This window comes from Salmonella sp. 32120201201600049SM (assembly GCF_017572835.1).
In the GTDB taxonomy this organism is placed as follows: Bacteria; Pseudomonadota; Gammaproteobacteria; order Enterobacterales; family Enterobacteriaceae; genus Salmonella; species Salmonella enterica.
In genome coordinates this window covers 433,933-447,965 of the sequence record NZ_JAGESA010000002.1, presented here as the reverse complement: position 1 = coordinate 447,965, position 14,033 = coordinate 433,933, and the positions used below count along the sequence as shown (strand labels likewise).

Here is a 14,033-nt window from a genome sequence, read left to right as displayed (position 1 = left end):
GTGAGGTTAACAGGAGGTGCAATATGCCCGATATTTCTCATACACCGACACGTAGCTGGCTTTTTACCCCAGCAATTCGACCAGAACGTTTCATAAAAGCAGTTGAAAGTGCGGCGGACATTTCTATTATCGATCTTGAAGATTCCGTCACCCCGAATGACAAGGCGCAGGCCCGGAAAATTGCGATGCAGTTCCTTTCATCCCGACCAAACTCATCGCTGAAAATAGCATTAAGAATTAATGGAATGAATACTCATGCTGGCATTGAAGACCTGCATATGTTACTGGAATGCCGTTTTTTTCCTGATTACATTATTCTTCCAAAAACAGAGTCAGCCGCGCACCTGCAAATCGTGGATAGTCTTATCATGATGGCTGGTTCTGATACTCGCCTTATTGGCATTATTGAGTCAGTTGTTGGGCTTAATGCCGTAGAATCTATTGCGGACGCCACCCCCAGACTCTGCGGGTTGATGTTTGGCGCCGCAGATATGGCGGCTGACATTGGCGCCACACCCGCCTGGGAGCCTCTTGCGCTGGCGCGGGCCAGAATAGTGGCTGCCTGCGCTATGAAAGGGCTTCTTGCAATAGATGCTCCCTTCTTTGATATAGGCGATTTTTCAGGTCTGAAAGAGGAAACGCTGCAGGCGCTCAGTTTTGGTTTTTCTGCAAAATCGGCTATTCACCCCGCTCAGATTAGTGTAATCAACGCCGCATTTACTCCTACAACGGCAGAAATTAATCATGCTCGTGCAGTACTGACAGAGAATGCCAAAGGCGTCGGGATCGTTAGCGGCATGATGATAGATGCAGCCGTTGCCCGTCAGGCCCGGAGATTACTCGCCCGGGCAGGGATCTTTTCCTGATTTTATTAACAGAGGAATTGATTATGAACACGTTATTACCCGCTTATAAAACCATTAGCGAGGGGCGCTACCGAGAAATTTCGGGTCTTTACTGGGAGGATTTTCATCCCGGTGATGTTTTTGAACATCGTCCCGGCCGGACGGTTCTGGACGCCGATAATGTGTGGTTTACCCTGCTCACTCTCAATGTGCAGCCGGTCCATTTCGATGCGGCTTACGCCAGCAAAACGGAATGGAAAAAGTTACTGGTTGATTCAACGTTCACTCTGGCGCTTTTAACCGGTATGAGCGTGCGCACTGTCAGCGCCAGGGTCGTGGCCAATCTTGGCTGGGATAAGGTACAAGCCGTCCATCCGGTTTTCGCAGGGGATACACTTTATGCTGAAAGCACTGTACTCAGCAAACGCCTGTCAAATAGTCGCCCGGGACAAGGCATCGTTACCGTTCGGACATGTGGTATTAACCAGAATGGTGTAGAGGTCATGCGCTTCGAACGAACAATGTTAGTTTATTGCTGTGGATGTTCGCCTGAAGAAGACGCCGCTTATTGAGAAATCGCCCTGAGGTTTAGAGTCATGATGAATGTTAATGCAGTGTATGCCGAAAAATGCGTGACGCCTGACGAGGCGGTTACTTTAATTACCTCCGGCAGTCACCTCTCTATGGGAATGTTTGCAGCAGAGCCTCCAGCTTTGCTGAATGCGCTGGCAAAGCGAGCGAAAAGGGGAGAAATCAACGATCTGCGGGTTTACTGTTATGAAACAGCCAGCATTGCCGGGAACACTATTTTCCGTTATGAGCTAAGTGACTATATTCATCTCTACAGTATGTTTATTACCGGTATTGAACGGGCTTTAATACGTCAGGGGATTGAGAGTTCCGGGCGAAAAATAGTTAACTATGTACCTTCAAATTTTCATCAGGCGACGCGATTACTGGCTGATGATATTGGTATTGATACCTTTATTCACACCGTGTCCCCTATGGATAAGTATGGCTATTTTAATTTTGGAACTGGAAACGATTATTCCACCCGGATTGCGAGGACAGCTAAAAAGCTTATTGTCGAAGTTAACAAATATATGCCGCGCGTTCATGGAGAAGGTGCTGCAATCCATATTTCAGAAATTGACGCCATTGTTGAAAACCATGTCCCTTTAATTGAACTACCAATACGTACTGCCGTAGCCGAAGATATTGCTATCAGTCAGATTATCGCTTCTCTTGTGCCAGATGGCGCTTGTCTCCAGATGGGGGTCGGCGCATTACCGGAGCTCATCTGTAATGCGCTCAAGGAACATAATGATCTGGGGGTCCATACAGAGGCGCTGAATCCGGGGTTGGTAAGTTTGATTCAACAAGGCGTCGTTACCAATCAGCGTAAAAATATCGACCGGGGAATGTCTGTATTTACTTTTGCTATGGGACAAAAGGATATGTATGACTATCTCAACGACAACCCCTCTTTTTTTAGTCGGCCTGTCGATTATGTTAACGATCCGGGGATCATTGCGCAAAATGAGAATGTTGTCTCCATTAACGCTACCTTACAAATCGATCTCACTGGTGCCTGTAACTCTGAATATTTGCTTGGACACCAGTACAGCGCTTCAGGAGGGCAATTGGATTTTGTCAGAGGCGCATATGCATCTAAAGGAGGTCGTTCCATTATTACGACCCGCTCAACGGCCGCGAATGATACGATTTCTCGTATTGTTCCCCGCCTTGAGGGGCCTGTAACAACCCCACGAACGGATACGCACTGGATAGTCACTGAATTTGGCTCCGTAAACCTGAAGGGGCTCTCTTCAACCGAGCGTGCGCTCAGCATCATTGAATTGGCACATCCCAATTTTCGGCAGCAACTTAGAGTAGATGCAAAAAAAATGCATCTGATTTAAAAGTAGGTTAATGCTATTTTTTAATGTAGCATCCCTAAAATATAAACATCATGAGTCTATTCAAATGATAATTGACAGAATTGATCACCTTGTATTAACGGTATCTGATATATCAACCACAATAAGATTCTACGAAGAGGTACTTGGTTTTTCTGCGGTAACATTTAAACAAAACAGAAAAGCGTTAATATTTGGAGCGCAAAAAATTAACCTCCATCAGCAAGAAATGGAGTTCGAACCAAAAGCGAGTAGACCAACGCCGGGATCTGCCGATTTATGTTTTATTACATCGACACCGATAAATGATGTTGTGTCTGAGATCTTACAGGCAGGCATTTCCATTATTGAAGGCCCGGTTGAGAGAACTGGAGCCACAGGCGAGATAATGTCTATCTACATCAGGGACCCTGATGGAAACTTAATTGAAATTTCGCAGTATGTTTAATGTTAAAACTTACTATTACTGCCTTTATTATGATCACGCATCCGTTTATATTGGTCTAATGGAGATCATATGGCAATAATTTCTGGAAAGAGTCTATGTTCAAACTTATTGACTTGAAGACATCGAGGTATTCATAAGAAAGCATAAAAAAGGAAAGGTGGCGGACTCGGAATCATATCCACGATTAACGTGTTGTTTGTTATTGGTTTTGTTGGTATTTCTCGTAAACAGCGCCCCCACGAAGGCCCCATAAAAAATCGCTTTGTTTTTGTGAGAGTTATCACGAAAATAGGTGTTTAAAGGTAGGGCTTCGTTATATGTAGCGTCAACTCCACATATAACGAGTTCTAGAAACACCGCCCTAAATTTCCACTAGTTCTCCACCATCAACCGGGCAAGCTTGGCAAAAATCGAACTCTTACTACTTTCGCCGCTCCTGAGCATATCCAAGGTGAAGCTATTGAGGTAAACACCAGCTAACGGGTGGCTAAATACATCGACGGCTTTGCCCCGGGCATCCCATATCAGCAGATTTTCCACCAGGTTAGGCCGTGCAATAGTAGGATTTGTAGGCTGGGCATCGCTTACCAGAACAAACACGCCATTCTCATGCGGTTGCAGATAAATATGGTGGTGCTTCATCTTTTGCGTTTTGGTCAGCGAGTCGTATTTCGAGCGGCCTGGTGATATCAGATAGGGCAGTACGTTTTGATCCGGTTTTGCTGAGCGGGTGATGGCGTACCCGTTAAATTTATCTCCTTTACGCTCTGCCAGCGCTTTTTCTTGTTCCTGATAAGCGTATGAATCGACAATATTAAATTGCGCCGGGCCAATCAGGCGCGGCACGCGGGAGCTGTTGTAGGTGGTAAGCAGGACATCTGCGGCGTGGTCGTAGAGATAGAAGCTTTTGTCGAATAATTTCTTTAATCGTCCCAGAGAGGGATGATCAACGGATAGATAGCCTAATTTACCTTCAGAGATCCCGGTATCAACCACCCTAAGTTGGCCGTGCTCAATTTTTAGTTCAACATGCCCAAGGAGAGAGAGATTGTTTTTCGTTTTGCGTACCGCATAGGCGGTATAGTGCCCGTCCGCCAAATCTGGTAGAGGGATGTGATGCTGATTGAGTAAGCTTTCTTTGAACCATAGTTCGGTTTTCGTTCGGCGAACCTTACTGTTAAGTAAGGTAACTGCTGACTTGAGACGACTGTGAGGCTTCGTAAGATCAATTTCGTATTGAGTAGGGTTGCTTGTCAATTGTTCATTAATAAAATCAATCGCATCCAGCAACTTGTGATCAATATTCATACCCTGTAAGACTACGGGCAGAGGTTGCTGATTTAGCCACCCTTGCAAACGATCTAGTTTAATCTGGGTATAAGTATCCCAATTGAGTTCGGGTTGTTTTCGGGCGTCGGCAAAGGCCGCATAGAAATCATTGTACTCAACAGATTCATTATCTTGCTGGCGGATGCTGTTGCTCCGCTCTTCATCTACCGCATTGAGTACCAGAATAGATGTACTGGCAGGCAGATCAGAAAAGCCGGTTTGCTGAGAATGTTTAAGTGACGCCAGAGGCCAGAGTTGATACCCGGGGAACTGGATGGCTAATGTGTCAAAGAAATAAGCTTCTTGCGTGGCGCTAAATTCGACGCCGTTATTAACCACCAACAGCGTATTAGTCAGCTGTTGATCGAGGTCGGTAGCGAACTGATTGACCTCGTGGGTGGCCTGAAATGGGATAGGCTGATGCGGGATCTCTAGTTCACTGAGCCGCTCGCAGGCGGCATTCATGACCACGTTATAGGTATAGGCCTGGCATTCACCATAGCCGCTGCGCTCACGAAAAAAGTCCAGTTTGCTATCCCGGGCATCGAGTTTGCGCCGGGCTTTGAGTCGACGATTATCGATGTTAAACCATACGCAGGTATCGTCCAGAGAGAGATGCAATTCATCCTCCGGTTCGACCAGAAATTTTCGTTTGTGCAGGGTAAAGGCGAGTTCGTTATATTCTGATGCATAAATGTCGAGTTCGAATGCCTCCATAACTCCAGTGCCGCTTTTCTGCGTGACGGGCTGACTCAGGCGAGCGTTAAGGTAAAGCGTTGAGTTGAAGTAAGCTGGCGATACCGAAAAGCGCTCACTGGCTTTTTCCAGCATTACCATTTTCAAATGCAGGCTAAATAATCCCTGAATCAGGCGAGATAGGTCATGATTTTCAGCGGCGAGTTGCTGACAAAGCGTTTCAATACGTTCTGCCAACGTCCTATGAACCTGACTGTTCGGGTTAGTTGCAGGCGCCAGGAAAAAAAAGACGTGATGGTAATTTGGTAAGCAATGCAGCTCATATTTTACCTCCTGCCCGGCCTCCAGCCCAAGTTTCTGCCGCACGCAAGATTTTACCTCCTGATGAATTCGCGCATAGTAATCAGCGGATTTTTCTTTTCGCTCTTTAGTAAAGCGCTGAACCATAAAGTCTATCGTATAGATATTAGATACAGGGGCCAATAGACGCTGGATGGTCGTCAGCTGATCTTCTTCAAGCTTGATCAAATTGGTTCGGGCAATCGGAGTATCCGTCAGTTCATTCAGATTAGGGATCATGAGACTTTTCCTTTAGTCGGCAACTTTTCTACACCCAGCAGGGTTAGTAACATTGGGTTAATGTCCAATGTCATGCTTAGTTTCGAGTTTTCCTGAGCTCGTCCGCTCTCTCTATTTTTGGGCTGATAGTACTGGTAGTCGGTTTGCAACAGGTTAAGGTAGTGGATCGTGTGATCCACGTTATCTTGCCACATCAGATTATTGGGGTTCTGGCTGTAGGCGACGTTCAGATAGACAAATCGAATGCGTTCGTAACGGCCTGCCAGCACAGCCTGAAGCTGTTTCTGCCCCTCTGTGTCTGCCTTTTGGCTGGTGATATTACGGATCTGGCGAATCTTGTTGTTACTTTTCTCAAGCGTTTCTTCTGCCCGCGTTAAATCGTCCAACTGTGTCGCCCAGCGTTTAACGTCGATGCAGAGCAGGTCGTCACCCACTTCAATAAAGCGGTCAAAAAACTCATATACCAGCGGTTCAAGGCGTTCAAACACCTGTTGGTCGGAGAGTGGGGTAACGCCATAACTTTTTAGCACTTTATCGAAGAGATATTCACCAACATTGCCTTTGAGCAATGGAACTAGCCTGGGGTTGGGCACCCATTTTTTGAATGCCGTTTCCTGGATGTTGTCACATTCACGAATCAACTCGCCGACCAGGTTGCCGGGGGTAAAATCGACATCGTTTCTATACTGCGGAAAGAGGGTGAGCTCTGGCCGGTACTCTCTTGCGCCGCCAGCGAAATCCGACAGGGCGGAATAATCTCTGTGGACAAGTCCATCCGGGTCGCGTTTGTGGCAAAGTAAAATAGTTTGGTTGCCCTGTTGGCGATCGATAAACAGGGCGTGGTGGATAGATTGCATTTGCCGATTGGCGACATACAAGGAATTAGCCTGAAGTTTTTCCAGCCAACGCAGGGGATCGGTAAAGGAGTCAGAATCACGGAATAAATTACACAATTCGAGATATTCAAGGTTGCCGGCGCGTACCTGATTTATCCAGTCGGTTTTCAGGACTCGCTTATGAACAGCATCAATGCGGCGACCATTTTCTAAGATAGCCTGTTCAAACGCATGCCGCTGTTCAGCATCACTAAATGACTGGCTCTGACTCAGCTTTTCGCACTCCTTCATGAGGCGGTGGTTAAGCAAGGACATGCTTTCTGATATGACCTCGTTAGCGCCATCTTCACTGAGGGCGGCGAACTGGAATGCAACATTACGGAACACATCGCGGGGTAAAAAGATTTCTGTTTTCAATAGAGTGTCGCGACGCTCGACTCGCCCTACGGCCTGCACGACGACTTTGAATAAGCTCATATCATGTTCGGCCATTAACAGGCGATAGTTTTCGCCGTGGGCGAAATTAACGTTGATATCGGCCAACTTGTGGACGGTAATATCGTCATCGGCGTAGTGTTTAAGCACGGTAACGTAGTTAGGTAATGTATTGAGGTTGCCGCTGTTGTCCTTTACTTCGCTGTAAAACGAGGAGTTGATGAGCACTAAGCGCTCAAAATCGACATCCAGACGTGGTGCATTGACATCATTAATATCGCCGTCATGGTATTTAACAAAGTAGTTGAGGCCGGTGCCTGCACTTTTGTAGCTGCTCATAAATACCAGTACGGTATTGCTGTTCTGGAGATAGGTTTCTTGCCTGATATCTTCGACATTAGCCAGTGGTGAATCGAAAAAGACCAAATGGACGGTGTGACGCCCTTTGAATGGGGTAAAGGTCAGGATCTGGTCATGTTTCTTATCGTTATCTGTTTTTTCATCGCACCGGGAGTGCATACCGTACTGCTTGCGCCAGGTTGTCTTATGCGTGCGCCAGGCGCTGATAAAGGCCCGCTTAAACGTCCCTGAAAGTGACAAAATCAGGCTGTTTTTACCCTCGTAGGCGGCAAGCAATAACGCTTCCAGCTCCCGGCAGTACTGGCGTCGTTTATAGTTATTTTTCAGGGCGTATTCCAGCGGTTCTTTTAGCGCTTTGAATAAATCGTTATATACCTTTCGAAAGGTTTCGCTGTTCTGGCAGATATCGGTCAATTCCATCTGTTCATCATCAAACACTCTGAAGTCGACTTTGCGGATACTGGCCCTCAACCCACGTAATGCTTTAAGCGTGTCGATATCTGCCTTTTCGCGTTCAACGATTCGGTAGCCAAGGTCGCGGCTATAGCGTGCCAGGAAGCGACGATTGAAGTTACCGTTTTTGGTGTGGCTAAAACCGCTGGTGGCGCTAAGCCCTATTACTTTATTGTGCGTACCGGTTAATAAACGCAGCAGCATGGCTTCGGGCAACTCTTGTACCAGATCCATTTCGAACGCCAGAATAATTGTGCGCTCGGCTCCCCTGTTCACGTAATTGAGTTCAGCTATCGGCGTCATCGTGAATACGGTTTTGGGTTGCAGGTAAGTGTAGAAATGATCAATCAACAAGTTTTTATCGGTGGTGCGATCGAAGATGTGGCGCACCACGCCGGCTACGTTATTGGCTGCGTCAACAAACTGGCCCAAAGGCGTATTCTGGCTGCTGGAGTTATCCTGGCCGCCATTCTTTACCCAGCGCTTAAAGTGTCGGTTGGTGATATCAGAACAGGCGGAGAGGATGACGGAGACCAACTGGAACAGATCGTGCAGGGTGGGGTTGGTGTCATTGGCATCATTTTCGACTTCGTAATACAGCTCAGTGCGCGTTATGTCGCCTTCGCTGTTTCGCATACGAATGCGTTTTAGCCCCTCTTCATTAACGTACATTTTGGGGTTAAAGCTGAACACATTGCGGGTGATGGAAATGATGCGTTCGGCGGCGTCGCCATTGACTTCGAATGCCCCTAACTGGTCGCGAAACATCTCCAGGATCGATCCCAGCGTTGTACCTGGGGATAGTTCGCACTTTTCTGCCAGTAAATTGCGCAGAGTAGTGATGAATTTGACCATCTCTTGCTCAAAGGTCGTTTGCGCTTCTTTGGGCTTGTTTCGGCGCTCTAAGCTGAGTACCGCGTTGTGAATACGTCCTGCGACGGAAATAACGTGCGCCAGGTTATTTTCCTGTGTGATTAGCTTTACATGGCACGTTTCTTCAAGGCGGGTGTAAGCTTCATGCAGTTCATCGATTATCACCGTGAAGCGGATATTTTTCTGGCGAAAAGGGCAGTCTGGATTACGTTTGAAGTGTTCGTCGCGAAGATAGGCAACCTGCCCGGTATGACCGGCTGCCGCAACGGTGCTGATCTGTGGATCTTTGGGGCTCAGCTTGCCGCCAAGGAGCAGGTCAAAACCTACGGGCTCAAAATTCACACCTTCGCCTCGTTTACGAGGTGTCAGGCGATAAGTTGATGTATCGAATTTTTTGGTGGTCATTAACAGCACCGATGGGCGGTACTGACACACTTCGAAAGGCAATACCTGCTTGATAAGCTCGAAGTAGACTTCGTGTACGCTCATTTTTGACGCAGGCTTTCCCAGCATTGCGTTAAGCTCTCGCTTTCTGCGAGCAAGCAGCCCGCAGCGAATATATTCTTGAATCGACGTTTCACCATTACCCCGTTCAAATAATGACTTGCATGCCGATACAATGGTGTTGCGAAGGCTATGACGGTAGTTCTTTAGCTGGTCTTTGATTATTTCTATATCAAAATCCGTATGCTGACTATTGAATGTTGCCAGTTGTTCTTCACAACGATCAATCTGCGAAACCAGGTGATTAAGTGAACGCATCGCAGCACTGATAAGGGAGTTGTTATTGGCATTTTTATACCAACGGGTATAGCGGTCGCGGTTTTTCAGGCCAGAGGCCCAGTCCATAAAATCAAGGTCGGCAATATCATTACGGGAGAGAACGCAAATGAACTCGCCACCAGCGGCCAGAATTTTCTCTTTCTGGTTGCTGTCCAGATCGATTTGTGATTTTTGCGGCGACATGAACAACAGGTTGGTAAAGCCGCCTTCGGGAAACAGGTAATTTGGCTGCTGGGCTTTGGCGAAACGTTCCAGATATTCAACATACCCTTGAATCACGCCATAGCTTTTGCCGAACCCCGTGCCGTCGGAACTGAAAATAACCTCAGCGCCATCACGTTCATGCACGTGGTAAAGTTGAGAGACTTGGGCGCGACAGGCGTTAATCTCTTTAATCAGCGTTATGTCAGGAATTTGCCTGGAAATGAGATCTTGCAGATTATTATTGATAGTTTTCTCTCCAACACGCTCACACTCACGGTAACTATTGATGGTTATTTGGTCACTTTCGATCAGAATCTTTTCCACCTGCATGGGGGCAAGATGCAAGGCTGTCGCGATTTCATTTATAGTATTGGACAGTGGTTCGTGTGGATTGCTAATCGTGAAGTGGTTTAGTGCTGCCGCAACGGTATCTGGATGCAATGCTTTTCTGAGGGTGGGAAAGGTGAGGCTGTAATCGTATAGCGCCAAATCATTGCTTATCAGGCAGCGAAACGGTTGTTTAGTGGGATCGCCACCAGGACGGCTGGCAAATCCCAAGATTTTTGCCTGTTCGAGGCGATAAAGCAATGCTGGGGCATCGCGGTCAGGTGAGTCAAATGCATCGTGGAGCAGCTGGCTAAATGGCATTGTGGCATTCAGCCGGTTATGGCTGACCAGCGCGGAAAAGTGCTGACGCACCAAGGTTAGCAGCTTACAATCTTCCTCTATAGTCCAGCTTTTTCTCATTCTTCTTCCCTTTAATATAAATGCCTCTGCAACCACTCCTCCACGCGCTCAACATTAAAAGCACGTAACCCATACTCCTGCGTCAGCAACACCTCCGGTAAATACTCATCATATTTTTCGAGGCACTTTTCAGCGATGCTTTCGGCAAGACGGGATTCGGAAGGTAGCCCTTCCTGAAGTGCGCTGAATAACGCCTGTTTAACCTCCGAGACCGTAGTTTTTTCTACTTCAACCACACCAGCAAATGAACCCGCCTTGAAACCGCGTTGGATAAGTAATGCCGACAACGTGTTTACGGTTTGATCGCCTAGCCAGGGAAGAATGTAGACATGCTGTCCCTGCTGAATAAAACATTCCGAAGCCAGATTATTGTTGCGAAAACAGTGCAGCCCTTCATCAAACAGGTTTTTGGCCGTGGTATCGGCAAAATCGGCCTTGCGATCGCCAACGGTGATGCGGTAGTCGCCTTCCCGATAAATAGTGAGCATTTCCTGGCGGACGACATCATGAATGGACATCCCTTGTCCGCCAAATAACGGCGGCTGCCCACCCTTTGTCGCCTCGACATAAATAACTTTTTTATCACTATCGATATCGGTTACCTTCCAGCGTCGACCGCCGAAAATAATGTGTTGGTCAGGCATCAGTGGGGAATCAACGGGAATGGAGCCCAGTGTTTTGCTCCCCGCCACAATGCGAAATTCTTCCGGTGTGCTGAACACGGCGTAGAAGGTGTATTGATTTACCTGACGTTCGCCCTCGACGCCCAGAACCAGTTCGCCGCTTGATAGCTGGGTCAGAAACTGGTGCTCTCCCATATGCTTCAATAACGTTTTGAAGCCATCGATTCGGACTTTCTGAAATGGCCCTTGTTGACATAGCTGTGACCAGATCTGATCCGCACGCACGCCTCCCCACTGTGCCACGATCGCCAGAATCTGATGGAACAGGGTGGAATAGTGCATCTGCCGGGTATCAGCTGGCTCAAACCATTTGCTGCCGATAAGTAAGCGGATCATGGCCAGCGACTGAACAAGCTGAAGCCTGAGCTGGTCGACAATGCCTGATGTTGGTGTCAGTTCATGTTCGGCAATCAGCATTCTCAATACGGCAGGCGAGTCGCGCCGACCGGAGCGTCCCATTCGCTGGCGCAGGCTGGCTACGGAATGGGGGGCGGTAACTTGCACAACGGAGCTGACTTTACCGATGTCGATGCCAAGCTCTAACGTCATCGTACAGATGGCGGTGGTGGGTAAGTTGCCTTGTTGAAGCCTCTGTTCCAGCGTTTCACGCAGATCTCTGGACAGCGAGCCGTGATGGGGGAAGAACTCATTGGGAACGATGCTCGCTTCACTCAGATCGCTAAGCGTAGCGGCAATGCTTTCGGTCCGTTTGCGACTGTTAGCGAACACCAGATGGGAGTCACCGCGACAGAGGCGAAAGATATCATGACAGATTTGCGTCTCTGCCGACGGCGGCGGTTGTTGGCCCGAGGTGGTTAGCGGTTCCAGATAACCTTTCACCTGTACTTTTAGCGTAGCGTGAGTCTGACTGTCGGTAATAATGTTGCAGGGTAGACGTTGATTTGGCCGCAGAGATAACGGTACACGCTCCAGTTCCCCCAGCGTTGCGCTGAGTGCGACCCGAGGAACTGGATTGTCGATTCTTCCGAGCAGGTGATCGATTCGATTTAACAGAGAGAGAAGCTGCATACCCCGCTCAGAACCGATGAAAGCATGGAATTCATCAATGGCGATATATGTCAGTGGCGCGAAAGCCTGCTTTAACCATCCCGCATTGCGGATCAGCATCGCTTCCAGCGACTCCGGGGTGATAAGCAAAATACCGGCAGGGTTTTTCTTCGCTTTCAGTTTTTTGCTCTGCGCAACGTCACCATGCCAGGGCGTGACCGGTATCTCCAGCGCATCGCCGAGGCTTTCCAGCCGTCGATACTGATCGTTAATCAGGGCCTTAAGTGGGCTAATATATAGAATGCCAAAACCGCCCTGAATATCCGCAATGGCAGAACAGGCGGGCAGGAAAAAAGCTTCCGTTTTACCCGCGGCAGTCGCGGCGCTGATCAGGACATCCCGATCGCCCGCTAATATCGGTGGAACGGCTTTTTTTTGCAGTTCCCGGAGATCGGCCCATCCCTGCCGGTATATCCACTTCTGTATCCGTGGATCCAGCCGCTGGTATTCGTTCATCATAATCTGAAGTCGGCCAGACCATCCTCATCGGCATCTTCTGCCGACGTTATTTCATCCATATCGCTGGGCTTTTCTTCCGCGATCGCGACACCAGCGATTAACTGTGACCACTGAATGGACGGGTTTTGTTCCAGCACGGCCAGCATATCCAGGAAGGCTTTAATCGTGTTTCGTGGTGTACGGAACCAGGCATCGCCAATAGTGTTGCTACAGTGGCGTAAAAATGCCGTCAGCGCATCATCAGGAACCAGATACTTATCCGCATCGCCGCCGGAATAAACGTGACGAAGGTTTTTCAACAGAATATAGAGCTCTTCTGGCGTCAGGCTGGCTAAATGCAGGGAAGGGGACGAATAATCAATCACCCCGGCACGCTGGGCGAAGCTGTTTTCCGCCAGTCGTGACTGGAGCGCTTCGTAGCTGTATAGCCCCTTGCGCGGATCGAATAGGAACTCTGGCGTACCGCCAAGTAAAAAGCCAATATACTCAGCCGTTCCTTGCAGACAATCATTCAGAATACGCAGTATCTGTTCATAGTTTGCAACCCTGGCCTGCGTATTGCTCAGTTTGTACAGATTGACCATCTCATCCAGATTCACCAATAGACCCGCGTATCCAGCCTGACGGACAAACAGGCTCATCAGCTTTAGCGAATCGTAGAAAGAGGCATCAGAGATAATGGTGCGCACACCCAGATCGTTACGGGCGTCGGTTTTCGTGGTGTATTCACCTCTTAGCCAGCGGATGGCATTTGATTTCAGTGTCTCATTATCCTGCTCGTGGCCCTGCCAGTAACATTCAATGACTTTGGCGAAATCGTAACCGCCAACCATATCAGACAGGTCAGCGAGCTTTTGGTGAATAATCGTCGGAACCGTCATGTTTGTACTTTCTGCTTCTTTTCTGGCTTCCGTAATAAAGCGCTCAACCACGCTTAATAATGCATTTCCGTCCGGCTTATTGCGTGTGGACAGATTTTTCATTAGCTCAGAATAGAGGTTACGCGCCTGTCCACCCGTCGCGTGGATACGCCTGTCCGGGGATAAATCGGCACTGATTGTCACCAGCTTTTTCTCTAGTGCGATTGAGCGCACAACGCTTAAAAAGAATGTCTTACCAGAACCGTATTCCCCGATAACCAACCGGAATCCAGCACCGCCATCAGCGATACGCTCAATATCCTGATACAGCGCTTTTATCTCGTTGACCCGACCAACCTGAATATGCTGAATGCCAATTTTAGGCGTAACGCCTGACTTCAGTGACTGAATAATGGCGTCTCTTTCTTTGAGACGAATACGAATGCCAGACATAAA

The 14,033-nt window shown here is 48.1% G+C and carries 8 protein-coding genes; 4 read left to right on the top strand and 4 right to left on the bottom strand.

The window, feature by feature from the left end; all coding sequences use genetic code 11:
- Positions 1-23 precede the first annotated feature (23 nt).
- The 4 genes from ripC (at position 24) to J4650_RS08095 (ending at position 3,212) form a co-directional block, all read left to right on the top strand.
- Entirely contained in the window at positions 24-866 is an 843-nt protein-coding gene (gene ripC / locus J4650_RS08110) for an itaconate degradation C-C-lyase RipC (protein WP_001112897.1), read from the top strand.
- A 23-nt stretch (positions 867-889) separates the two neighbouring features.
- Complete coding sequence (ripB, locus tag J4650_RS08105) at positions 890-1,417, top strand: (R)-specific enoyl-CoA hydratase RipB/Ich (RefSeq protein WP_001094308.1); 528 nt, start codon at positions 890-892, stop codon at positions 1,415-1,417.
- 24 nt (positions 1,418-1,441) lie between these two features.
- On the top strand, positions 1,442-2,767 hold the full coding sequence (gene ripA / locus J4650_RS08100; RefSeq protein WP_000982337.1) for an itaconate CoA-transferase RipA/Ict: 1,326 nt from the start codon (positions 1,442-1,444) through the stop codon (positions 2,765-2,767).
- 64 nt (positions 2,768-2,831) lie between these two features.
- Positions 2,832-3,212 (top strand): VOC family protein, encoded by a 381-nt coding sequence (locus J4650_RS08095; protein ID WP_023993933.1) that lies wholly within the window; start codon positions 2,832-2,834, stop codon positions 3,210-3,212.
- Positions 3,213-3,584: 372 nt separating this feature from the next.
- On the opposite strand, the gene J4650_RS08090 is transcribed toward J4650_RS08095, so the two are convergent.
- Genes J4650_RS08090 through J4650_RS08075 form a run of 4 tightly spaced genes read right to left on the bottom strand, consistent with a single transcriptional unit; the run spans position 3,585 to position 14,030 of the window.
- Positions 3,585-5,816, bottom strand: a complete 2,232-nt coding sequence (locus J4650_RS08090; protein ID WP_023993934.1) for a hypothetical protein — start codon at positions 5,814-5,816, stop codon at positions 3,585-3,587.
- Positions 5,813-10,507, bottom strand: coding sequence for a hypothetical protein (locus tag J4650_RS08085; RefSeq protein WP_023993935.1), 4,695 nt, complete (start codon positions 10,505-10,507; stop codon positions 5,813-5,815). The genes J4650_RS08090 and J4650_RS08085 overlap by 4 nt, the downstream gene beginning before the upstream one ends.
- Before the next feature lie 11 nt (positions 10,508-10,518).
- Positions 10,519-12,717 (bottom strand): DEAD/DEAH box helicase, encoded by a 2,199-nt coding sequence (locus J4650_RS08080; RefSeq protein ID WP_023993936.1) that lies wholly within the window; start codon positions 12,715-12,717, stop codon positions 10,519-10,521.
- Positions 12,714-14,030 (bottom strand): ATP-binding protein, encoded by a 1,317-nt coding sequence (locus J4650_RS08075; protein WP_023993937.1) that lies wholly within the window; start codon positions 14,028-14,030, stop codon positions 12,714-12,716. Before J4650_RS08075 ends, J4650_RS08080 begins: the two co-directional genes overlap by 4 nt.
- Positions 14,031-14,033: the final 3 nt, after the last annotated feature.